Genomic DNA, 24177 nt, shown 5'->3' with positions numbered 1-24177 from the left:
TTAGCCTGTGTCAACTCTTACATAAAAAATAAATGACCTCCCGCAACATTTCCGATAATTGCAGATGGTCAGCTATGCATAAAGCGATCTTCTTTTACTATTGATAGAATAGTCGTTGTTATTACCAAAGTTTTATAATGTGCTGTGCAGTGCGTTTATCTCCAATAACACATCCTCAGGCAGATACATGTTTATCGCTATCTGATTCATAATTTTTCACCATCCTTTTAACCTTTTTTAATCATTCCACAATTGAATTATTTTTCAATTCTATGTGTTGCTCATTGCGATGGTGCAAGTCACTGATTATTTCCATTATAACACAATTCAAACTGGAACAAGTAAGAAAAATGGCTGAACAATTTTTGCCTCTGTCATTCTCTCACTTCCAAGGCCAAGCGGTTTGGCCCTTCCTATGGCATGGATGCATAAGAGATTATGATTGCTGCTAATAAAAGATTTGTCCTCTTCACCGCTCGCTGTCAGTCCACAAACTGATCAAACACTCCGTTGCGAAATCCCTTGGCATATTCGAGTTGTTCAACCATCTCAATCGGTAACCCACGCTGTTTGCACACATCCAAGTAAAGATAATAGGTTTCCACTCTTGCTACAAGCAACTTAGTTGGCATATTTTGTTCGACATAGTCTACAAACCTGTCTATACACTTGTATCCTTCTTCCTGAATGTCCTTCATCATTTCGAAGGAAACGACCAGACCGCTGTGATGGTCAAGGAGTACACCTACTTTCGGGAAGTAAGGCCTATCCTGGATATGGAAGGAAACGAACTCCGGCTCGTCAGGCTCTGCCGTTATATATTGGTCTACCCATTCCCCAGATTTCCGGCAAACTCTTATTAAGAAAGTAAAAGGTGCTTCATGATCTAGAATCTCCTTGCTGTTCCGGCAACACAAAGCCACCTCCAAAGCTTATCTCAAAATAAGTGTTAGAAAACGGCATTGGGTCGCACTGAGAAACCAGGGTGCAAAACCCGGCTCATGATATCTGAAAAGCGGCCATTCATTTCTACCACGGAATTTCAATCCCATTTCTTTGATATTTTTTAAATCTTCCGCCGATAGAAATGATCTGTCTTCAAAAGAACACATCAGACACTTTTGGATAAACATGCTTTCGGAACTCTCTGTGTCGATTTCTCCGGATAGCAGTCCGAGTATCCCGCTTAAGCCCTCAGTCCCGAGATATCCAGCAACGGCAAAATGCTCTCCACCATTGCCCATGATGCAGCAATAGGCAGTTTCCCCTGTTTCAGGGTCTACCACCCCAAAAATATCATCTTCAAACATCCATTACCAACAGGCCGAGCGTTTGAAATCTACTGCGGCTTGGTATAATGAGTTCCATTCTTCTCTGGTCGGTTTTGCTTGGTTCACGTTGCTTTTCTCCTTCCTGTAGGACACTCAGAACGATCATTTGCAATTTAAAGATTATTAATTAAACCACAAGTATAATCATGAACCAATTGATATCACTTGCTGTCCTTTTCGACTAATTACACGGTCATAGGAAAATCATATATTGAGTGACACAGCTTATTTCGCAGTTTGTCATCTTCTTGAGAATAGCAAAAGTTTTCCATAATCCGATATTCGTTAACTTCTTCCCGATCGGGTAGTTCAACATAATCGTTCCAGTTTTCCACCACGTCCACTGCCTCGCGAATAGCATCTTGCTCCCAGTCCTCATATTCACTAAAATCATTATCATCTTCGGATTCTTCGGCAATGCTTAAATACTCCATTTGGATTTCGACGATATCACCTGTCTTTTTGTTCAAATAATATTTCCATTCATCCATGAGGAAATCCAGCCTGTCGACAATTTCTTTCAGGCTGACTGGCTTCATATCTTGATGACCTTTTCCTTTCTCTAACTTGCCTGCAACCCTACACATATTATAACCCACTTAAACCATTTACAGAATTCTTAAAAGGCAGTTCCTTGGTTCGTATTCCCCACCTCACCTAAAACACCCATTCTATTAAGGCCGCCGGGTGTTTGTACTGCTTTTTTGAGAAGGTTACTAGAATGGGACAAACTGACTACCCCTTTGAAATATTTTAGTTACAACAGTCGTGCCCTTGTGATACTCTTTTCACCGTATTTCTCATTAACTAAATCAATGACCTTGGTGAGAGTTTCATTATCCCTTTGCGGCTCAGAAATAAGATACACCGGCTTCAACCATTTTGCTGACCTCAGCAAAATGGTCGTCAATGTCATATCCACTGTTTTTCTATACCATATCAAATATCTTTACGTAATCCTCATATATAAAATGTCGGTGCCTTGATTGGTTGTTCGCCTGTTTCAATATTCCACAACCAACCATTGCTTCTACGACTTTGGCCACCGTATTAAAAGAATAGCCTAATTCATTGGCGACGGATGGTATCTTTATTATGGGATTTTTTTCAATATACTTATACACAAGCATAGCATTCTTGGATGCCTTACCGAGTACCATTATTTTTTAAAAGTATAATAACTCCTTGAATCGTATTTTCTGGATATCTGAAATTCGTAATTTCCTGAATGATTAAACATAACATGCTCCTAGATCATTTTATAATCATCATAGCAGGGTAAATTCATTATTCAAGATTATATTGAAATATAAATCCTAAATATAGAGTCTTCTTTATAAAAACATCTAGAAATTTAAGCTATTCTATTTATGTCCTCTGTAACTCTATCATTAGCCTGTGTCAAATCTTACATAAAAAATAAATGACTTTTCCATGAAATCTTTTGATGTCACGGGAAAGTCGTTGTAGGATAATCGTACCAATAAACTCAATATAAAGTCGCTCAAGAAAAAAATGAAATCGCTGTATATGGATAGTTCAAACCATCTTATGTGTATGTGTTTCATAATTAACAGCTAATAATGACTTATATAACGTCTTGAATAATTGTTAATGTTAACAGATATGAGTCATCAAAAATTCGTCTCGGTTTGTGATGGCTAAGAATCATTGCATACGTTCAACACTCCATGCTTTAAGCCCATCCAAGCTAAACATAAGCTTAAATGATACCTTCCCTCCTTCGTCTGCCGGACTGTAATATATTCTTTGCATCTGATTGCTGAACTGGTTCCTAGAGTATACAATCGGAGCAAAAAAAACATCCATATCAAGCCCATCTATACTTGCCCTTCCCTCAGTGTTACCCTTGACAATTTTTATTTTACCTGTAAAGGCCTTAAGTGGAGAGGTATCCCATTCACCTTGGTCTCGCTTCAAGTCCGTCATCGGTAAAACTGAGCAGCCTTCCACATGAGAAAAATAAGCATCCAATACTTTTGCGGTCTTTAGTCCGTATGCTTTTCTTGAGTAGTTTTGGCATTGTGTTAAATTTACATCAAAAACATTACTCCCAACTAGTCCTTTTTCATATAGTAAGAAATACAGCATAAACAAATAATAATACTTTTTGTGACTCTCTTGGAGACTGTCTTTCAGAATGTCTATTGAACGCGGGATATCGAAAGTGGGAAGTCGCCGATAAGCATTAAACCATGTAAAAACGTCCGAGTCAAGAGCTGTGCCACTTTGAATATTAACATACATCAGCTTTTCAATTTCTGCAATCTCATCAGGTTTGATGCTACCCATATCAAATTTGTTTGTAGCAAGTATCAAAGAAGATATCGCACGATTCAGCCCCATTTGAGTCTTTGTGGAGCGTACCGCACGCTGTTTTCGACGTAGTGCTTCAATGTCGTGCTGTGCTTCAAGAATATGGTTCAAACATGACTCACGAAACAATGCGAATTGTTCCTCGCCACAATTGTCACCCATCTCCTGGTATAGTCTTATTGCCAGTCCAATATTTTCGTCGTACCATTCACTAAACTGTTCATTATTCAAAAGCATCTTGATTTCACCAAAACACTGAACAATTCTATTTAGAACCTTTGTGATCATGTTGATTTGAGGGACATAAGAATATGTAGAAAACTTATTTTCATCCCTTGCCATTTGGAATGCATCACATGCTTTATTGAAATTACTTTCTATTGCATTAAAAACATCTGATAGTTTCTTGCTTTGTCGATTGGTTTTTGTAATATTTATTTTCAACCAGTTATCCACTTGCCTATAATAAATCCAACCAAGCGTCGTGTTATGAGAGGCTGTCTCCCTATCACTCTCTTGGGCTACCCGAATAGCTTTCTCCAAATTGTCTATAGCTTCGGGATAACCGTATGAATTTGCATACAGACGTCCTAAATGATTGTAATAATAAGGATTTTTAGGATATAACTTGATTAAGTATGTAAAAATATTTTTTTGCAAATCTCTTTTCCCGACATCGGTGATAGCATCAGAAAATATGGGACGCTCGTTGTTAATATCATTGCGAGTAATTAGAATTTCTTTAAACGCTTCATTTGTGTAGCTTTCCTCTGCTCCATAAATAGTATGTTTATGGTCGATAAATCCAATAAGTGCACTATAGATACGTTCATTTTGTTCTACAGGGAAATTGATTTCAAGTAATTTCCTTGCAATCAGTTGGTCACAAATCCGATATCCTTCTTCTCGTGAGGAAAGAATCCGCAGCACACTGCTACCTAATATGGTAGATATGCGCCAAGCTTTGTCAAACGATAAACCAAGGCGCACCATTACCTCTGTATAAGGAATGGTTAGAGTTTGTGAATAGCATGTGACAATACATAGATCAGCTAACAGGTTACGACATTCATCAGAGCAGGCATTTAATATTTTTTCGAGAAAATCATTTACTCCGATATATTCGTCTTGCAGTGCGTAGAATCCATAGAAAAATGGACATTTTTGCTCCCTCATCGATTGATCATTCGTAATACTTCCCAATGCACGCACGCAGTTTTGATCCTTTGCAAGCGGTGCGTATTTCTCTAAAAATAATTTTGCCAAATGCGAATGCATATCCGTCGGAAGATTTAACAACACTTTCCGTTTTTCAGTATCCACTGACATTTGATAATTACCATTGCGCATGACACAAAGAATAAGTGCGCGGCAACTGTTTTTATTAATCTGATTAGCCATTAGATAGACATCATCCTCAGAAATAACAGATGCTCCAATCTCTGCAATTACAAAGACTGGTTGACCTGTTTTCCTATAGATGTCACATAAAATATTTTCCGTCTCGCTAGAGTATTTTTTGATAACGGTGCATGGATAGGCATCTTTTAAATCCCATAACAACCGTCGTGCATAAGTGGTACCTCCAGCACCTGCCCCGTGGAATAGATATTCAACATCCACTTCATTTTTATCTAACTTGTCTTTGATTCTAAACAGCACCTGCTCATAGTTATCTTTGTTGTCAGGTCTAGTGCTCACGTTCATAATAATATCAACATTATTTGCAAGGTCTGCCCAAGTAATCTCGTTCCCCCTATAAAATGATCGCCCATAATCGTAGTCTGATCTTTCACCTTCAATGCCTGTATATACGACATCAAGACTACCATTCCAATAAGCAAGATCCAAATCGCCAATCGGAATGTTCCTCTGTTTGCCTGGAATAGAGCGTTTTATAGTCGACACAGCATTACTGTTTACGATGCCATGGCTTTTAAAAACATTTGCCATATCTATTAGAGTACGACCACGGAAGAAGCGATATGGAATTTTGAGTGTATCGAATTCCTTTGCAATATCATCGTCAAGCTCTTTTCCCATAAAAACAGCCCTCATGTTGCTATCGAAAACGCCATCTTCAAAAAACCATTGTAGATATCTGCTAACAATTTTCGGATTGGATTGACAGGCTACTATTAGCAAAATAGGCTTGAGAGGGGACGCTATTCTACATATTTTCATGGCCTGTAGTGCCTTTTTGTGATATTCGCGGGCATAACCAGAAAGCGAATCTTCTTCGCTGTATTTAGCATCCAACCAAAAACAGGAATTTGCCTGAATGCGTTCTGCAATATCGCTATTTTTGTCCAAAACACAAACATTTCGTTTGGCTTTTATTTTTGGTAAGATATTTCCGAACAAATCATCTGAGCTATTCTTCCAACCTACGTCTGCGATAAATGACCAATTGACTGCAGTGATAGGAGAAAGAGTCTCATAACTATCCACCCCTATATCATCAGTGAGTAATACCTTTATATACTGTGTGCGCAACTCGTCACATGCATCCCAAATATCTTCCTCATCGCCCACCTCATCCTTAAGGGGCCCACCGTCTTTTTTATTCCAATCGTACTTGGTAAGATTAAAAAGGGTATTTAAATGGATTGCCGCATAAAAAAGAGCTTTCTTTAAGAGAGTATCCTCCTCTATTTTTTTCTTGCACAAATAGTTGATTCCAACAGCAACTTTTGCCAGCAAAAATTGCTGTTGCACAGCATCGGTAGAGCTTCGTTCAGATTTAGACCAGACTGCAATTCCTTTTGCAATGCTGTTTCTTACTTGCTCTCCGCGCAAACACTCATATTCTTCATTTCGAACCATATCCAATGGTGAAAGCTTCTCCCCATGACGCAAAAGTAAAATCCAATCGTCAATAGGATTCTTTTCATAAAGTCTTTGCAATACACTGAATTCAAGATAGGCATGGTCGAAGAAAAGATAATTACAGTCCTGATAGGTGTCAAAATCAATTAGGCAAAAGTCAGTAGTATTTCGAAACTGGGAAATAAACAAATTCTTCAAATGTAAATCAGCATGTAGCTTGCCTGTTAAAAATTCTCCATCTAGTAACCCTTGTAGGATTTTATAATTTTCAACATAATAAAAAGGATTTGGATAAAATTGTCCATCATAATGAAAAGCTGGCTCTTGTGGTCTTTCCAAAAGCCTGCATATGCGGTTAAAAAAGACGCTACCTTGTCCTGGGCTCTCACTTTCTAGCCGGTAACTTAACCATTTTGCAAGTACATTTTCACTCTGCGCATCGCAGGACATATAGTCAACATTCCATTTGGCCAATAGTTCCTCAGAAACCATTTCCAACACAGGCAACAATGCTTCGTGCTTAAGTTTCTCGGCGCAAACAGAATTAATCCGCGAATTCAGGGCGTAGTGGATAATCTGAACCAGCTTACCATCAATCTCTTTGCTTGTTATGGTATGTGCAATGCGACTAGCGAATTGATTCGCATGTTGTTCTGCCCTAGAGCTTTTAGTCGCCTCATTATCAGATGAATCGTACCATATACTTCTAGTATCAGAAAGTTTTAAAATATAATATCCTTCTCTATTTTTTGGAATGGCATGTTTTACATGTAGAGAATACACTAAAGCCCCTGATTTTCCATCTGAATTTTGAGATACAATTTCGATTGCATTTCGATTGCCAGTACGAAAATATTCAATCAAAAATGAATAGACATTATTCTCTAGAGTTGACATCCATATATGCCTCCCAAAATCAATTCCAACAAAAACGTTATTCTATATTTGCTTCGTATTATAGCCCAAGATTATGAATACTTTCAATAATATACTATCTTTAATGATTCGGAGCGCACGATAAACAGAAACCATTTCCACCGTCATTCAGGTGTCCAATCTTACATCCACAATCTGGGCAAGTATCATAAAATTTTTCGCCAATCCACTCATCAGGCTCTTCTTCATACAAAGAATCTAATCGTTCGCTTTCACAGCAGGTGTCTTCATTTAAGACCATGTCCCCATCACTTTCAATGTCATCAATATAATACCTTTTCTGCGATTCATCCGATTTCATATTAACTGTAATGCTTAATTGGCTCTCGTGAAACTCTCGAACTCGCCCCTCATGGGAATATATATAGCAGCGATCTTCTTTGTCATATACGGAATTTTCATAATCAAAAAACGAGTATTTGATTACAACTTTGACGGCTGCTAAAACCGTTACAGAAGCATCTTCATCTTCAATAAAGTCAATAGACTCCATAGCTATTTTGATGCTTTTGATGTTAAAATCTTCTATATCACCATGATCCATTTGAAAATCTATATTCATATCTCGAAGATATCTTTCAATATACTCAATTATTCGCTGGTGGCCATCTGCGATGCACAAAAGAATTTTCTCAACATTTTCAGGTTTATATTCTTTTGATATATAGCTCAAGACATCTTTAATTTGCTTAACAGTATGTATATTATTTCTATGTTCCAGAGCTTTCTCCCACCCTTGATCCTCGGTCGCCACAATAACCGTAGAGATTGGGTTTTCTTCTGCAAATTTAAGTAGTGACTTAATCACAATTGCATCAGGAAATTCATACTTCTTTTCTTGTCGAGATTCAAAAGGGGCCCTGCCATTAAAATAGTCATCTAACAACAACTCGATACTGACATCGGCATTCTGTAGGACGACGCAATCTGTTTCTTTCAAATAATTTTTCCATTGGTCAACAATAAATAATTCCCATTTTTGTTTCCTAAAATCTTGGAATAGTCCTTTGTACTCATCTGAATGCCTTAATTCAGTGATACAATATAGCCTTTCAATAAAATTCTTAACACGAGAGGCTGCTTCTTTAACCTGTCGTTTAATATTATTCTCGACTTCATTCACTATGATTTGGTTTGTTATAACCAATATTACGCCCGCATCATGATACTTCTTCAAATTTAATAATGCTCCGCCATTGAAATTAAAACCTGTTTTCATAATGATATTGGTATCTAAAAATACATATAAAGGAAAATCTAAACCCACCCTGCTATCCACTCCATACTCGTATTTTCTTTAATTGTGTGATCTTACTATTATTTTATATTACCCTTAATTAAGCATTACTCTCAATTATAAAATTAGCTACGATTGATCATCAGCGTCATTTAAAGGAGGAACTTTGATTATCTGAGTAAATGCCTTTTCGTTTATTTTTATCATGTTGTAACTTTTGACATCCAAGCTTTCGATCGCAATTCTCGTATCCGTATCCTTTATTGTTATACCGATAATGACCTGTTTCCAACCCTCAACATCAATTATTCCTTTGAAGAATGCCTTCATATTCGATATCACGATACTGTGCTGATCGGGCTCATCAAATATCAAAGTGCCTGGATGATTTCCAAGATGGGTATTTGATGTTTGAAGCAACGTCATCGTAAAGGCCCAAATAGCTCGAATATTATCACTAGCTGATGAATCAAATTTCATATCGAAATTATTGATTACAGGTAAATAAGTATCTCGTGAAATAGATATATCATCTATATTCGAGACACTTTTATATCCATATGTCCTAAGATCATTTTTAAAATTGCTCTCAAAGGAACTTAACTTTTTCTTATCTTCTAATGTAAATTTTTCTTTAGGAAGTTGCTCCTTCTCGTCTAAGTATTTTTTCCAACGTTTTGAAAGCTCCGTAAGTTTTTCAAGAGAATTATCAACTGTATTTTTGAATTTCTCTAATTCTTGTATCTCATTAGCTAACTCAAGTTTTTTATAGACAATAGATTCGGATAATTCTTCGTCTACCGCATAAAGATCGCTTCTTAAAGAAAGAGCTAATCTTCTGAGGGTAAACAAACTCCCCTCAAAATAAGAAATTGAATTCTTTAATTCCTCTTTAGCTTCGGAATGGCCGTTCAGTGCAAATTCAAACATTTCTTTCTGAGCAACTAGATGTTTTATATTTTCATCAATACTCATTATATGAAATTCATTGGCCAAAGGTAAAAGTGTATCAGCAATTGCCTGATTGCAAACAGGGCAAATACCCTTTATTATTTCAGATCCTATGTCTGCTCCAAGGTTCTTTAGTCTTGCGGCATCTTTATTATTAGCTATGTCAATCTTGATAGTATCTAAACTCTCTCTAAGGCTTTTTATACTTGCATCTTCCATGCTTAGCTTTCTTCTAGCTTCATTAACTTTGTTAGATATTAAATCGATTTGCTTCTCTGTTTCATCAAGCTCAACTTGTAGCTCATCAAAATTATCTACAATTTTAGGTTTCAGCGAAGAAAGCCGACTCAATTCATCTCTCAGGTTTAAGATGTACGAGTTTATCTCTTGTCTATTGATGTATTCTATGGAAACCTTAGCTCGTACAGCTTCTTCAAGAATTCTAGGTGAGTTGGGAAACCCTGAAATAATACACTGGGCAGACCTGCTGTCAGAAATGAGAGCCTGTACGATATCATTCCAAGATTTTTCAATCTCATTTTTTTTATCTTTCAAACTTATCTTTTTCTTTTCATTGTCAATAGTATCAAGATTAAGTATGTACTCAACAGTGCGCTGCTTAGCCTCTTTTATCCCTAGATTAGGCATTCCTGAAAATATGTCTGCCCATCCACGCTTTTGTTCAATAAACATACTTGAAAAAAGCAGTTGTAAGTACAATTTGCTTTCCGAATCACTGTAATTATTAACGTAGGGTAATTCCAAACCCAAATACCGCTCTAAAAATGTGTGAAATCCCTTTTCTCGAGTTGCAGAATTGGGCATGTGTACATACATATTATCATAATCCACAGAACCTGTTTCCACCTCAGAAAGGCAACCAAAGTATACAGTAACTAAGCGTGAATCTCTATTTTCCATTTTTGCAGTACGATACAAGGTAATGATATCCGTTCCGTTATGTACTTCCAAGTATACTTCAGATTCAAGGGTGTTATAGGTCTTTGCGTTGTACTCAATGGAGTTCTTATACGCTGACGTCAGAACCTTTTCGCCCCTGCCGCCTATTATCTCTTCAAAACCGAGAGCGTAGTATATCCCCTCAATCACTGAACTCTTTCCACAAGTATTGTCATCACTAGCAATAAAATTAATGCCTTGCATGAAGGTATGGTCAAAGCCAAAATCTTGTTCCGCAGTACGTATCGCAATTTTTAATCTATTAATTTTAAGCATTCGAATACCTCCACAAAGACATTATTTCCTTAATTTTAGCCTCTGTGAGTTTATTTGAAAGCGAATCAAGTCGCTCTTTTTCTCGTGCCATCAACTCAATATCTTCGTCTATTTTGCTAACGAATTTTTTCCCTTTATCCGTCAAGCGATATAATCCATTTGCCTGTTGTGCAAACATACTGTCTCCCAATGCATAGTTCAAAGCTCTATTTACTGCGGGATCGAATCGAATAGGCGTATATTCATGGGTTCTATCATTTGCAAAGTCGATTAGTATATTCATGTCACTTTCAAACGTTAATGCTAAAGAGATCATGTGCAGCTTTAGAATAGAGCATCCACCACGTCCACATGACTTTGCTAGAATTAAGCACAACTGCGCAACCTTATAACTTATTCGATAATTATAAGGTACTGCCTCAGGTCTATCAGTAAATAGAATTTTATCAACTGAGTCAAACAACTTATCCATATAAATCACCCTCTTCTAAATTCCATTGGACAATCCGCTAACCACGCGCCAACCATATCATGTTTTAATTCCATTATCGATGATGTAGTAAAATACTTGTCAAATTCACGACTCAGTTTTTGCTCAAATTCGCCTAAAATCTCATTAAAGATGCTCATGTTGAGTGAGCGATCTTGATTCATTTTTGTCCTTAAACTAACCTCATTTTTACATGACCGCTCTAGCGTATAAATGTGCTCATATATTTCCGGAAAATCAGCCTGCAGCATCCGCAAAATCTCAATACCCTTAATATAATACGCGACATATGCTCCAACTACATCCTTAAAGTCTTCATCATCATCGTTCACAGGATTCATCACAGCTTTGATTTTCCGTTGTATGTTATGTACTTTTTCAGAAGGGCACTTATCCCAAGGTATAGTGTCAAAGCTTTTGACAACGGTATTTAGCTTTGTATCTGTTATTGTCTCTCGGATAATCTTTGAAAACTCGACCTTGAAATCTTCTGCTACTTTAATCACAATCACAAAGTTGTCATCCAGATGATCATATTCTTTTGGTTTGCCAGATTTCCCTCGAAGAATTTCATTCCGTTTAGCTGTGGCGTGTTGCAATAGTCGATTATCCTTATAGAAAGGAACCACATAATGCCACTGTTTTATTGTGGGTACTCCAAGGTCTTTCAGTCTCTGTTTATAGGTTTGATCTACCAATTTGTTTATATCTTTTGTAAGTTTATCGCGCTGATGCTCATACAGCTCATCATCATTGTACTCACGCTCATGGCAATAGCATTGATACACGATGCCTGTTTGGGTATAACCTTCGATACCAGCATCACCCCTGTATGTAGCAGGTATTTTTTGATAGTTATCACTTTGGTAACGTATGCGATAGCATGCATCGCACCATTCTTCCCAAGCATCTCCAGTAAGTGGAGTCTTAATAAAACTCAAAATCATGCTTTAACTACCTCCAAATGCCTAAAGGAATTGAGTTTGTCAAATCCGGCTCATTTTGCAGACATTTTATATCAACTATCATTTCTGATCTGTCCGAGATTAACTGAATTTTAGCCAGACTCAATGGATTGTAAATTTTCAACAGTACAGCTTCTTTATTTATAAAGAATAGCTTTTCGCCAATAAATAAACATTTTCTTTCCCACACATTGATACCTCCTGTAGCTTGTCGTCGCACATGAAAATCATTAGAAGATCTTCATTTCTTCAAGCTTTGATCATTGTGGACCAAGACATATGGCTACAGAAAATTATATTCGTGTGTACCCTGTTCTTAGTTCTTATTGCATTTTGATTCAGGTTTTACTGCATCCATTGGTATTGCCCAGTGTCGGTGTTGGCAAAACGGACAGCACCGGGAATTTCATCTTGAGCGCATAACACCTGCGCCCGGCGTGCTTTGATTCCCCATTTTTCGGTTGCCTCTTTCACAGTAAATAGTCCACAAAAACGATCTTCCGGAGGAAAATCTTGTATATTTTATTATATATCGAAAAATGAATAAAACAATGCATTCACCGAAAAAGCAAAATATCTATCGGAAATTACAGATAAAAGTCACATATAGATTTGTAGGCAAAGCCTTTATGCACAAAAGCTCCAATACAAGCGATAGGGCATGCTTATATTGGAGCTTTTCTACACAAATGTTCATTACAAAAATTCTTACACTGTCATCATAAAACCTATAGTATCATTAGCCGGTTTAAAATTCACCTCGCCATTGTCGGCGGTAATCAGTTTCACTCCATATTGGTTCATCCACTCCACACATTCCATGGTCTTATATACATCGCGTCCAATCCGGCAAACACTTTTTGCCAGCACGATGTCTACTCGTTCAGCTTCAACCGCTTCTATAACTTCTTTTAAGCCCTTACGGTTAAAATCCAGGCCACTTCCCTGTTCGGCAGTCATGCCAACGACCTCCCAGTCTTGTTTCCTCGCATATTCTGCCATCTGCTCCTGTTGAAATTTCAAAGCCATGTCATCTGGGTGAGCTACTCTGCAATATATCCAAGCTCGATTGTCCTGCTTTTTTATCCGATTTTTCACCTGATCATCTTCTCCTTTATCCTGTATCCCGCTTTCATTGCGGGATACAGGTGTTGTTATAATCTTTAAAATTCCAGACAATCTCTATCGCCCCATTGCTGTAGACGCGAATGACTTGAATAAATTCATCCAGCATTTCCCTGGTCAGCTCTGTTGCAGACGCAAACCTTTGACAGTTTTGCAGTTCAGTATCTTCTTGGATTTGAAGGTTTTCCTGATTAATCGCCTTCTCCCATTGGAGGATTAAAGCCTCCGCTGACAATATGCTTTCCGAATATTCCTCTTTTCGTTTCAGGTATTTGTCCTTCGGGATTTTCCCGTCGCAGAATTCCTCATAAGCCAGTATCTTAGCCAGCTTCCATTTGTCCTGCATGGCACGCTGTTCCTTAACCTGCTTTTGCAGCTTGGTGATGGCATCGCCGGCTTTTTCCAAACGGCCTTCTTTGGAAAGGCTGCACTGGATAAGCCGGATTTGGGCGTCTATGGCCGACAGCAGCGTTTGCGTAAGTGTCTGCTCGGAGAGCTTTACCGATTGGCATTGCTCGTTCTGAGCAGCCATTCCTGCTTCACAACGATAGAAATATTCCTTGCGAAGCAGGTTTCTTTGCAGGCTATGATTGCAGTGAGCGCATTTCAGTTTCCCGTAAAAAATATGCTTCGGCTGATTTGTCCAGCCAGGTATGATTCTTGTTTTGGATTTAGACTGCACCTTTTGGAACATTTCCTCGGATACAATGGCCTCATGGGTGCCTGGCACGATTATCCACTCGCTTTTCGGCAGTGTCACGGTTTTTTTAAGGGAAATGTCCACCTTTGTCCTCTTGCGGCTGACCAGCTTTCCGGTGTATCGTTCATCGTATAGTATCCGCCTGATGGCCACCGACGTCCATACCGTTTGTTCTCCGGCAACCCTCCAACCCCGGCCTTTGTCGGTATGATTTCCCCTGCGGTACATTAGCGGGGATGGCACTTTTTCCTTATTCAGTGTTAGGGCAATCTCCATAGAAGGAACACCCTCGTAGGCCATCTGAAAAATCCTTCTGACCACAGCTGCAGCCGGTTCGTCCACCACAAGGCTGTTTTTCTTCTCTTTTGACCTTGCATAGCCGTAAAAGGCAATGGCGCACAGGTATTCGCCTTTTTTGAATTTCGCCTGCTGAACGCTGCGGATTTTCTCGGAGATATCCCGGCTGTAAAGCTCATAGATCAGCGTTTTAAACGCCACATCCATTCCGATAGAGCTTCCGTTGCTCTTGCTGCTGTCGTAATTTTCGTTCACAGCAATAAACCGGACACGGAGAAAAGGGAATATTTGATCCAAGTAGTCGCATACTTCCAGAAAATTTCTGCCGAAACGGGAAAAGTCTTTAACAAGGATGCAGTGAATTTCCTTTCGTTTTACCCTGTCAAGAAGCCGCTTTATGGCAGGACGGTCAAAATTGGTGCCGGAAAATCCGTCGTCGCAAAATTCGAGGATCTCATACTGCGCAAATTCTACATGGTCAGCAAGGTAGCTGCGGAGTAAATCCCTTTGGTTCTTGATGCTGTTGCTTTCGCCTTCATTTTCATCCTCTGAGGAAAGGCGGATATAGAGGGCTGCTTTTTTAGACATTACAGACACGCCCCCTCTTTATAAGGAAGGATTTTATTGTATTCGTCGCCGTAGTTCCAGACGATTTCGATGCTGTTGTAGCCAGATACCCAAATGCACTGTATCAGCTCCAAGGCCATTTCTCTGGTAATGGACGTTTTGTCCTTGTATTTTTGAAACGCCTGAATCCACTCGTTTTGAGGGGTCAGGGTTTTTTCATAGTTCATGCTTTCCCGTTCCAAAGCATTAAGCTCGGTTTGCAGACGTTCGATATCCTCATCGTAGCTTTTTTTAGAATACAAGTATTCATCCTCCGACAGCAGATGGTCTGTGTAGGATTCAAACAGCGAACCTTTCAGGAAGGTGATGCGTTTCAACTTTCGACGCGTGACGCTGATTTTTTCTTCAACTTCTTTTTGCGATGTTTGAAAATCCTCCTGCCGGTTGAGCCTTTCCAGCATCCTTTCCATATCCACCGATAGGTCGATCTGGCTTTGAATGGCGGCATGTACCGATTCAAACAGCTTATCCTCACGTACCGATTTATTGGTACAGATCAGGGAAAGGTTTTGGGCATACACCCGGCAGATAAAGCGGTAGCATACCGAGCCGGCCTTGGAAACATCCTTGTACCGCACCATTTTGGTTTTGCAGTCGTCACAGTAAAGCAGGCCCCTGAACACGTTTTCTTTATTAGAGATGTCCGCATATTTCCCGTTCAGGGAAACGCGCAGGCGGTTCTGTTCTTCTTTGATTTTTTGCACTTTGCCAAAGGTGTCCTCGTCAATGATGGGCTCATGGGTATCCCTTACAACGACCCAATCAGACTGCGGAATCATGCTGGTCGGCTGCCCGTCATACAGGGATTTTCTGCTTTTCCCCTGCGCCATGTGCCCCGCATACATCAAATTGGAGGTTATCAGCTTGATGCTCTGTCCCTGCCAGATGGCGCCGCTCCCGGTAGGTTCTTTCTTTAAAATACCAGACAGATAACGATATTTCGCCGGGGATGGCGCACCCATTTCGTTGAGCCTTCGAGCAATGATGTTGATTCCTAGGCCTTCCGCTTTCCAGAGGAATATCTGACGGGCAATGTGGGCCGTATTGGGGTCGGGCACCAGCCTATGATTGTCATCTTTATCTTTCAGGTAGCCATAGGGAGGATAGGCCCCGATAAATTCGCCGTTTCTTTGCTTCACCGCTAACGCTGAACCGGATTTCTTAGAAATGTCCTTGGCATAAATATCGTTGATCAGGTTTTTCAGCGAAACGATAAGGTCGTTCCCGTTTTGACCGGTCAGGCTGTCGTAGCCGTCGTTCACGGCAATGAAGCGCACACCGAGAAACGGGAATATCTTTTCCATATAGTGGCCGGTTTCAATGTAATTCCTGCCGAGACGGGACAAATCCTTCACCACAATGCAATCCACTTTTCCGGCTCTCACGTCGTCCATCAGCCGTTCAAATTCGGGGCGTTCAAAGTTGGTTCCGGTTCGTCCGTTATCGCAGTAAAGGGAGTATATCTGCATGTCCGGCTGCCCATTAACATATTTTTGCAGCATATACTTCTGCATTTCGATGGAATCGCTGTCCTCTTTGCGGTTGTTGTCCTCCACCGAAAGACGCGCGTAGATCCCCGTGCTAAAGACTTTTTCAAGCTGCTGCACAGGCATGGTGTCGGCGGCAATAGCGGATACTCTGCTTTTTCTCGCCATTTACATCGCCTCCCTTGTCGGCAGGAGCATGGGAATGGGCTGTATCCGGTTTACATTCCCGATGGTTTCCACCATCCGGTCAAAATCATACTGATACTTGAAGTGAATATCAACGCGCATCCCCTCATGGACCAGGATTTTGTCAATGAGTGTTACGACGATTACCCTTGTCAGCTCAGTAATGTCCCTGTACTGTTTAAACCGCTCGATCCATTGGCATTTGTCGCCCTGAAAGCCCAGGATGGCGTCGATTTCCTTCTGGAGCCGTGCTTCGGCGGCTAAGGCGTCCTTCCGTCTGCCTTCGTACATTTCTTTCATTTCCAGATACTCGGCCTTGCTGTGTACACCGCTGATCATGGATTCATACAGGCTTGCCTTAAGTAAATTGCAGCGTTCGATTTCTTCCCGGTTTTTGATAAGCTGGGCGTCGATCTTTTTGACTTCGTTCTGCTGAAAGGGCAGGGTATTAATATAGTGCAGAATACGCTCTACATTGATGATGTTTTCAATATGGGTTTTCAGCGATTGGAATACAGCCTGTTCCACCGTTTTTTCCCTGATGCGATGGGCAGTGCATTCCTTTGATTTTCGGTTGCTGCCACACATGTAGTAGGTATAGGTTTTCCCGTTTTGGCAAACGCCGTTGCGCACCATATTCCGGCGACAGTCCCCACAGAAAATCAGACCGCTGAACAGATAGACCGTTTCCTCGGCTGGTGCGACCCGCGTATCCCGCAGGAGCAAGCGGTTGACTGCCCGAAAATCCTCCGGGGCAATGATGGCCTCGTGGCTGTTTTCCACCCGTATCCAATCTTCCTGGGGCTTTAGTATCTGTGTCCGGATTTTGTGGTTGGGGGTGCTCCGTTTGCCCTGCACCAGTGTTCCAATATAAAATTCATTGCGCAGGATGCGCCCTACCGAAACGGCAGTCCATTTAGCCTTGGGGTTGGTTTGAAATCCGCTTTTGTATTTCATCCCGCAGGAGCGTTTGTATTCCATAGGGGACAGTATCCCCATTTCATTGAGTCTGTCGGCCATACGTTGCTGGCTGATGCCTTGCAGCTTCCATTTGAAAATATCCTGCACAACCGTAGAAGCATATTCATCCACCATCAGCCTGTGCCGGTCGTCCGGTGCCTTCAGGTATCCGTATACGGCAAAGGAGCCGATGAAATCGCCTTTTTTGCGTTTGATTTCAAGCTGGCTCCTGATTTTGACCGATATGTCGCGGCAATAGGCGTCGTTTACCAAATTCTTAAATGGAATCAGTATCTTGTCGGAGGACGACTTGCCGCAAAAGCTGTCATAGCCATCGTTGATGGCAATAAAACGCACGCCGAGGAAGGGGAATATCTGATCGATATACCGCCCGGCCTCCACAAAGTTCCTGCCGAAACGGGACAGGTCCTTGACGATGATGCAGTTGATTTTTCCTGCCCTTACTTCTTCCATCATTTTCTGAAAGTCGGGACGTTCAAAATTCACACCGGAATAACCATCGTCCACCCGTTCCGAGCAAACACAAATATCCGGCATACCTTTCAGGTAATCCCGGATCAAATCTTTTTGGTTTACAATGCTGTCGCTCTCAACCTTGTCGCCGTCCTCTTTGGAAAGGCGGACATAGATCGCAGCATTGAAAATCTTATTGCCAGTTAAGTTTTCCATAATGGCAGCCTCCTGATTGTTGAAGTTCATCAGCAAAAACTTTCAACAACCGGGCGCCACCGATTTAGTGCCTATTTATGCTTGATGATAGCATAAATCTAACCACGCGTCCAGATTGAATTCCAAAAGCTTTGCCATCAAATTGCAAATTTTCATTTCAGGCTCCTACAATGATTTTAAATAATGCTCCAGCCGGTCTTCCAATGTCGCAGTGGTATCCGAAAAGCTTACCTTGACAATCGCCTTGCCGCATTTGTAGCAGTAAGGATTTTTGATTTGACGGATAAAGTCCCTGATCCTTTCGGATTGGGGCAGATTTTGGTCTATTTTCACAGCGCAGATATCCACCAGCGTAGCCGGATCAACCGTGCGTATATCAACATTTCGCATAGCCTCTAGATCAAGCTTCGATACATTGTCCATTTCTTACCCCTTTCTTTTCAGCGTAAAAAGTCGTTCGTCTTTTCTATTGGCAATTTAGACATTAAGGCTTTAGAACATATACATTTCTTCTTCGTCTTCGTCTTCCTGTTCCAGTTCAGGAACCGCCTCCACCGCAGGAAGCAAATCCCGGACATGGCAGCCGGTACGTCTGAAAAAAATGGCTTGCAGCGCCAGCTCAAAGTTTTCATCATCCAGCGTGTTTATCAGTTCCGAAGGAGAAACCTCCATAGAACCGTTAAAAAGATTGGCCGCCAGCTTGATGAGCTTTATTTCGCTGCTGGGAAAATCCTGGGCGGACAGCATTTTTTCAAATTCGATACCCTCACCATCAATAAAGCGGCGGGTCTTTTTATTCAGGTTGTTCTTCGTGGAGAGCAAAATATATAAGGCTGACAAGTAATAGTTGTCGGCCTTTCCGTCGGGATAAATCCGGTTTTTCTTCCGCAGGCAGTGCAAAACATTCTGGCGGTGGGCTTCATCGTGAAAAAACGTCATAAAAGCTTCCTCCTTGTGAATGCTGCTGTCGGCAACACCCATCATACTTTGAAAAACATTGTTTTATGAGAAAAGGGAAAGACTGACATAGGCGAAAAAGCCGACACACAAAAATACGGCCAGGGGTACGCTCTTTTGCTTTGTCGCTTTTGCGTAGATACAGGCGGGAAGAAGCGCGAAAAAGAGGATGACTACAAGACCACACAGCCCGAAACTAAAGCCCATTGCCGCCGTCAGCTTGATATCGCCGCCTCCGACGCCGCCATATTTGACGGCAAAAAACAACAGGCTCACGCCGGGCAGCAGAAGTCCTAAAATCCTTTCCAGCAGGGGAATATACGGCGTATTAAAAAGAAAAGCGGATACACCGCCGATCAGAAGGACCGCAATCCATGTCCAATCGGGGATGATCCGCTTTCTAAAGTCCGTTACTGCCGCCCAAAGGATAGGAACGGCGCAAAACAGCATATTCATCAACTCCCTGTGGTGACATCATCAGAATACATATTGTCTACTATGAATAGTTCAAGCTCCCCACCGGTAATCCATTTGGACAGCGTTCCTCCAGGCGTATGCATGTCGGTGACCAGAAGCTGCACAATGTAGTCCTTGTTGTCCGGGAACCACACCGGCACGTACTGCTTCTTATATTTAAAGGGTGAGCTTGGGTTTTCCCGGAAGGTAAAATGATTCGTGCCGTCGGTCATCAGAGGGATAGCTGTTTCATAGCGGTACTGCGGCAGGTATACCTCCGCCGTCTGCGGGACGGTAATCAGCTCCGTCCTGTCATAATTGGTGTCCACGGTGGTCGTGACGCTGATGGAAAAGCCATAGCCCGACTTGAGATAGCCCTTTGCCTTCGTGTCATAGTCCAGCGTGGCGGTGACTTTCAATTCTGCGTAAAAGTGCCTCCATACAAATTGACCGTTTTCATAACGTTGCTCCCACCAGGTGACTTTCGGCTGGTCGCTTCTTTGCGGCGGCGCCGGGATGGTTCTACTTTCTTCCGGCTCATCATAGGTCACGTTTTTGATGACGGCCCGTTGGGTATAGGTGTTGTTGGTGGTGGAACTTTCATTGTTCAAAGTCCGGTCAGGGTTGATGGTGGCAATCAGGGTAATGTTTTTATCGGCCTGAACGCTCGGAGTATCCCATTTAACCGCCACAACGTTCCAGGTGTCTTGTTCCATAACAACGGCATCCACACGCTTCGACAAAGCAAGTTCGGGGATTTCCAACAGGACAATGACCTGTTTTCCGGGTGTAAAGTCCTGGCTTCCCTTGTTGGATACCTTGATGGTCGTAATGACCGTCTGCTGCTCCTTGTACTGGTCGGGCGTGATGCGCTGCACATCCAGGTCATAGGGACGTTCCAATACCATAATCTCCGCTGTAACCAGATTGTTGCCTGGGTTGGTATCCCCGTATTCCGCAGGCGGTATTATCTGCGCTGACAGATGGATAGTTGCCCCTTTTTCTCCCGCTGTGGCTTTAACAAGGAACACCTTTTTCTCATAGGCTTTAAAATCCGCCTGGGACGGCACAGTTGAAACCGGGCTGCCGTTGATGGAAGCGTCTAACCTCACTCCTGACAGCGCTTTGTCTGTGGAATTGGCAAAATACACGGTAAAGCTGTATTCCTCCTGCTCATAGACCATAGGCGGACTGGAAAGGTTTGTCCATACGTCACATGGCATTTTCGCAGGCACCTCCGGGTCAGTTGGATTATCGGGATTGTCGGGCGGATTATCAGGGGTGACAGGACCGTCCGGTGGATTGTTAGGATTATCGGGATTGTCCGATGGGTTATCGGGGTTGTCGGGTGGATTGCCGGGGTCTGTCGGGTCGCCGGAGGATTTTGCCACCACCGTTATTTTTGAAACGGCGGTGTTGTTGACCGGGTTTTCATCCCGGAAACCGTCCGGCGCTCCAATATTGGCCCACAAGTTATATACTTCACCCTTGCTTCCCGCCGTAGCTGTGATAGTGAACGATTTTGTTTCCTGGGGTCTGAAGTCACAAGTTTTGAGAATTTGCATCAAAGCGGCCTCGTTGTTTGTCCCCTGCAATACTGCATTTTTCAGTTCCGTGCCGGATTGGTTGGTAAAGCTTACGGTAAAGCTGTAGCTCTGATGCTCATACACTGTAGGCGGCGCAAGAATACTTGCGGATAGATCGCACAGCTCTGGAGAGACGGGAGGGGTATCCTCCGGTGGGACGGGGTTATCAGGTTGCTGCGGGTTGTCTTTGGGTTCAAGGGTTTTTGAACGCTCCGGTGCAGATTTCTCAACCACTCGGATGTCCGTCGTGGCCGTGTTGTTGGAAAGATTATCATCGATGAAGCCCTCCGGCACGCCGATATTGGCCCACAGGTGTATCACATCGGCAGAGGTGTCGGCCTTGTGCCGGATGGTGTAGGTTTTGCTCTCATTGGGTGAGAAGTCTTGCATTTCAGGAATTTCTTTCATCAGGTCGTCATCCACCTGTCCTTTGAGTGGTACGTCATAGACCGGTTGGATTCCACTGTTGGTAAAGGTCACGTTAAAGGAATAGCTGTCGCCCCGGTACACCGTGGCAGGAGCGTTAATCACAACCGAAAGGTCGGCGGCGTCCTGCTTTTTGAATTTAAAATAGAAGTCTGCTGCCGGAATTTTGTAATTAATTTGTTGGGTAATGCTGGTTTGGATCTTGCTTTCTCCGTCAGCATACCCAGCAGCCTCCGGGGTGTAATCCCATTCCAGCCCCAGGTAAATAAAATTGCGGGACAGGGGGATGTCCTCCTTTGAAAAAGTTACGGCGGTGGTCTGGTAAGGGTAGAGAACTTCCGGTACTCCCTTGTCCTGTGACGACAGCTTTCCGTAAATCTCCTGCTTTTTTTCATCGCACCAGGCAGCTTCGAGATCAAGCTTTACGGGGGCCTGATAGGAAATCGCCGTGTTTCTCATAGTTTCAAAGGCAATCAAGGCTTTGGGCGTCCAGCCGTAGCCGGTGGTGAGACGGTCAAAATTCTCGTCCGTGTCATAGAAGCCATAAATTTTGCCCGTTGTAAAATTGTGAATTTCCACCACTAGGCTGCCCTTTAGCGTATATGTTTTACCGTCGCTCCTGCCGATCAGCCCGGCTATTCGCTCCTTTTCATTCTCGGCAACGGTATTTGCGTTTTCCAGCCGGATACGCTGCGGTGTGGGGAAAGACTTTATCAGCTTGTCGCCCTCATAGATTTCCTGAATATTCATGGCTGTAGTGCGGTAATGGATGTCATAGACGGCCCTTACCTGGAACACTACATTAGCCGTAACAGTGAAGACGGCACCTTTGTCCGTTTTTGCGGTGATGGTGTACGCTCCACAATCGGCTTTATCTTCTATGGTTAAAATGCAGGCTGACGAAATCGCCTGGGTTTTACCCTTGTATGTTGCTTGAACATCCGTTATTGTACCCACCTTTGCGATGGTGTCGATTTTCACCTGGGCGGGAAATTGTTCCACGGCAACCACTCCGTTTTCGCTGGCCAGGCTGTCTACCGGAGCCGTTACCGTTATCTCTATGTCGCTGTCCGTCATGGCATAGGCATTTACCGACAGCAGCATAAAGCACAGCAACATAAAGGGCAGGGTAAATAATGCTTTTCGTTTCATTGGGACCCCCTTAATCAATTCGGCAGTTGCTGCTAGATATGGTAAAGGGCAGCCGTATTTCTCCCGTTAAAAAGTTGAAGATGCTGCGGGTTCCAATCCAGCCCTCTATGGTAAGGCGAGGCGGGCTTTCCGCAGCCGAGAAGGTCCGTATTTTAAGCTGGTACACAAACCTGTTGTCGGAGTATTTGTTAAGCTCCTGGTCCAGCTTCATGTTTTGGTTAAAATAGTAGTACAGCTCCTGCTCTGCGATGGCGGTGTCCATTTTTGCGGTGTCATCCCTGCGGTATTCGTCCAGGATGGCATACTCCACCGCTGAATTTACCCCGCGCTGCAATTCATATTCCACCTGCTGGTACAGGCTTTCGAGCCGGAAATATTCGATGATGATGGCTGAAAGGGTCAGGATGACAAACACGATGATAAAAATGAAAAATAGGGTGTCCCCTTTTTGACTTTTTAGGATTCGCAGGGCTTTTGCCACACAAATACGCCTCCCCCCTGTAGTTTTCGTTGTCAGTCCGGAACCTTCCAGTATTTTTCCGACATGCCTGCAATCCTCACTTTCATGGGTATGATAATCTGGACGGGTGGCGCGAAAGAAGGTCTGAAAATGGTGAATACATGGTTGTACTCCATATCCACAGTAAAAGTATCCCTTAACTGGATTTTTTGGTTCTGCTCGTCACAGTAAGCAACATCTTCGATGGTCATTTCCGGCGACAGGCCGGTCTGCTCTTTTAGCTTGTAAAACACATCATAAACGGTATCCGATACCTGCCCCTCCAGTTCAACCTCCCGGACCACCCGGCGGCAGATATGGTTAAGGTTCAAATACGTGGTAAAAATGCTCAGGAAGGACAGCACTGTCGCCAGCAACGTGATGATTATAAAGGTCTTAATAATCAGGTCGTAGTATGAGCTGCCCCTTCTGTCAGATAAAGGCAAGAGGGGAGAAAATCTCCCCCCTATGCCCCGGTACTGCCTGTTCATCTGACTTTTCACACCTCCCGCATGAGCGGATATGCCTGTTGCGTCTGCCATCAGCTCAATAAGCCGGTAATCTTGCTGACGATGCTGTTCCAGATAGTGGTAATCGATCCCTGGTATAGCGTCATAAACACTGCGCCCACAACTACGACGATCAGCACCACAATCAGCCAGCCCGTCATTTGGTCACCGGATGGATTGGTCAATACCTTCCTTGCCTTCAAGCTCG

At 42.4% G+C, this 24177-nt stretch carries 21 protein-coding genes; all 21 read right to left on the bottom strand.

Annotated features, from left to right (window positions below; all coding sequences use genetic code 11):
• Positions 1 to 482 precede the first annotated feature (482 nt).
• The 21 genes from DOT_RS27805 to DOT_RS12205 all read right to left on the bottom strand — a co-directional run bounded on the left by DOT_RS27805 (position 483) and on the right by DOT_RS12205 (position 24002).
• A complete protein-coding gene (locus DOT_RS27805) occupies positions 483 to 917 on the bottom strand; it encodes a hypothetical protein (RefSeq protein WP_009618907.1) in 435 nt (144 codons plus the stop codon).
• Between the two features lie 15 nt (positions 918 to 932).
• Positions 933 to 1310 carry a hypothetical protein gene (locus tag DOT_RS27800; RefSeq protein WP_009618906.1) on the bottom strand — a complete coding sequence of 126 codons (378 nt, stop codon included), beginning with the start codon at positions 1308 to 1310 and terminating at the stop codon, positions 933 to 935.
• A 206-nt stretch (positions 1311 to 1516) separates the two neighbouring features.
• Positions 1517 to 1918 carry a hypothetical protein gene (locus DOT_RS12295; RefSeq protein ID WP_009618905.1) on the bottom strand — a complete coding sequence of 134 codons (402 nt, stop codon included), beginning with the start codon at positions 1916 to 1918 and terminating at the stop codon, positions 1517 to 1519.
• A 170-nt stretch (positions 1919 to 2088) separates the two neighbouring features.
• A complete protein-coding gene (locus DOT_RS12290) occupies positions 2089 to 2253 on the bottom strand; it encodes a hypothetical protein (protein WP_157998449.1) in 165 nt (54 codons plus the stop codon).
• A gap of 746 nt (positions 2254 to 2999) precedes the next feature.
• Positions 3000 to 7394 carry a hypothetical protein gene (locus tag DOT_RS12280; RefSeq protein ID WP_009618902.1) on the bottom strand — a complete coding sequence of 1465 codons (4395 nt, stop codon included), beginning with the start codon at positions 7392 to 7394 and terminating at the stop codon, positions 3000 to 3002.
• Positions 7395 to 7494: 100 nt separating this feature from the next.
• Positions 7495 to 8700, bottom strand: coding sequence for a PIN domain-containing protein (locus tag DOT_RS12275; protein ID WP_040412035.1), 1206 nt, complete (start codon positions 8698 to 8700; stop codon positions 7495 to 7497).
• A gap of 99 nt (positions 8701 to 8799) precedes the next feature.
• On the bottom strand, positions 8800 to 10857 hold the full coding sequence (locus DOT_RS12270) for a hypothetical protein (RefSeq protein WP_009618900.1): 2058 nt from the start codon (positions 10855 to 10857) through the stop codon (positions 8800 to 8802).
• Positions 10850 to 11329, bottom strand: coding sequence for a hypothetical protein (locus tag DOT_RS12265; protein WP_050809874.1), 480 nt, complete (start codon positions 11327 to 11329; stop codon positions 10850 to 10852). The genes DOT_RS12270 and DOT_RS12265 overlap by 8 nt, the downstream gene beginning before the upstream one ends.
• Before the next feature lie 5 nt (positions 11330 to 11334).
• On the bottom strand, positions 11335 to 12294 hold the full coding sequence (locus DOT_RS12260; RefSeq protein WP_009618898.1) for a hypothetical protein: 960 nt from the start codon (positions 12292 to 12294) through the stop codon (positions 11335 to 11337).
• Positions 12295 to 12301: 7 nt separating this feature from the next.
• Positions 12302 to 12502, bottom strand: a complete 201-nt coding sequence (locus DOT_RS12255) for a hypothetical protein (protein WP_009618897.1) — start codon at positions 12500 to 12502, stop codon at positions 12302 to 12304.
• Between the two features lie 155 nt (positions 12503 to 12657).
• Positions 12658 to 12786, bottom strand: a complete 129-nt coding sequence (locus tag DOT_RS32360) for a hypothetical protein (protein ID WP_009618896.1) — start codon at positions 12784 to 12786, stop codon at positions 12658 to 12660.
• A 234-nt stretch (positions 12787 to 13020) separates the two neighbouring features.
• Positions 13021 to 13410 (bottom strand): recombinase family protein, encoded by a 390-nt coding sequence (locus DOT_RS12250; RefSeq protein ID WP_139024199.1) that lies wholly within the window; start codon positions 13408 to 13410, stop codon positions 13021 to 13023.
• Positions 13411 to 13444: 34 nt separating this feature from the next.
• Complete coding sequence (locus tag DOT_RS12245; RefSeq protein ID WP_009618894.1) at positions 13445 to 15022, bottom strand: recombinase family protein; 1578 nt, start codon at positions 15020 to 15022, stop codon at positions 13445 to 13447.
• Complete coding sequence (locus DOT_RS12240; RefSeq protein WP_009618893.1) at positions 15022 to 16716, bottom strand: recombinase family protein; 1695 nt, start codon at positions 16714 to 16716, stop codon at positions 15022 to 15024. Before DOT_RS12240 ends, DOT_RS12245 begins: the two co-directional genes overlap by 1 nt.
• Positions 16717 to 18384 (bottom strand): recombinase family protein, encoded by a 1668-nt coding sequence (locus tag DOT_RS12235; protein ID WP_009618892.1) that lies wholly within the window; start codon positions 18382 to 18384, stop codon positions 16717 to 16719.
• Positions 18385 to 18549: 165 nt separating this feature from the next.
• Complete coding sequence (locus tag DOT_RS12230; protein ID WP_009618891.1) at positions 18550 to 18807, bottom strand: DUF6870 family protein; 258 nt, start codon at positions 18805 to 18807, stop codon at positions 18550 to 18552.
• Positions 18808 to 18876: 69 nt separating this feature from the next.
• A complete protein-coding gene (locus DOT_RS12225) occupies positions 18877 to 19323 on the bottom strand; it encodes a DUF6075 family protein (RefSeq protein WP_009618890.1) in 447 nt (148 codons plus the stop codon).
• Between the two features lie 63 nt (positions 19324 to 19386).
• Positions 19387 to 19791, bottom strand: coding sequence for an A24 family peptidase (locus DOT_RS12220; protein WP_009618888.1), 405 nt, complete (start codon positions 19789 to 19791; stop codon positions 19387 to 19389).
• 5 nt (positions 19792 to 19796) lie between these two features.
• The gene (locus DOT_RS12215) at positions 19797 to 22961 is read right to left on the bottom strand and encodes a hypothetical protein (protein ID WP_009618887.1); all 3165 of its coding nucleotides are present in this window, start codon (positions 22959 to 22961) and stop codon (positions 19797 to 19799) included.
• Between the two features lie 10 nt (positions 22962 to 22971).
• Positions 22972 to 23442 carry a hypothetical protein gene (locus tag DOT_RS12210; protein WP_009618886.1) on the bottom strand — a complete coding sequence of 157 codons (471 nt, stop codon included), beginning with the start codon at positions 23440 to 23442 and terminating at the stop codon, positions 22972 to 22974.
• A 32-nt stretch (positions 23443 to 23474) separates the two neighbouring features.
• A complete protein-coding gene (locus tag DOT_RS12205) occupies positions 23475 to 24002 on the bottom strand; it encodes a DUF4320 family protein (protein WP_242833828.1) in 528 nt (175 codons plus the stop codon).
• Positions 24003 to 24177: the final 175 nt, after the last annotated feature.

Source organism: Desulfosporosinus sp. OT (assembly GCF_000224515.1).
Taxonomy (GTDB): Bacteria; Bacillota; Desulfitobacteriia; order Desulfitobacteriales; family Desulfitobacteriaceae; genus Desulfosporosinus.
This window is presented reverse-complemented; position numbering and strand designations above follow the sequence as displayed.